The 327-nt window shown below is 77.1% G+C and carries 1 protein-coding gene; it reads left to right on the top strand.

Going from position 1 to position 327, the window contains the following annotated elements:
- Positions 1–203: 203 nt before the first annotated feature.
- Positions 204–327 (top strand): PTS glucose transporter subunit IIA (locus JHD64_RS21315; RefSeq protein ID WP_199055640.1); only part of this gene is annotated, 124 nt, incomplete at its 3' end.

The raw sequence follows: 327 nt of genomic DNA, 5'->3' as shown, positions 1-327 counted from the left end.
CCCCCCCCCCCCCCCCCCCCCCCCCCCCCCCCCCCCCCCCCCCCCCCCCCCCCCCCCCCCCCCCCCCCCCCCCCCCCCCCCCCCCCCCCCCCCCCCCCCCCCCCCCCCCCCCCCCCCCCCCCCCTCTCTAATGATCCGGCGACCACCGAGATCTACACTGTTGTTCGTTCGTCGGCAGCGTCAGATGTGTATAAGAGACAGCCCTGACGCTGACCGCCGCCAATGGTGCGGAAATCCTGCTGCATGTCGGCATCGACACCGTGCAGCTGGCTGGAGCCGGATTCACCGCGCTGGTGGCGCAGGGCGACCGCGTGCGGCAGGGGCAGC

It is taken from the genome of Aquitalea sp. ASV15, assembly GCF_016429115.1.
Taxonomy (GTDB): Bacteria; Pseudomonadota; Gammaproteobacteria; order Burkholderiales; family Chromobacteriaceae; genus Aquitalea; species Aquitalea magnusonii.
Note: the sequence above shows the minus strand (reverse complement) of the source record. Positions and strands in the feature narration are given on the sequence as shown.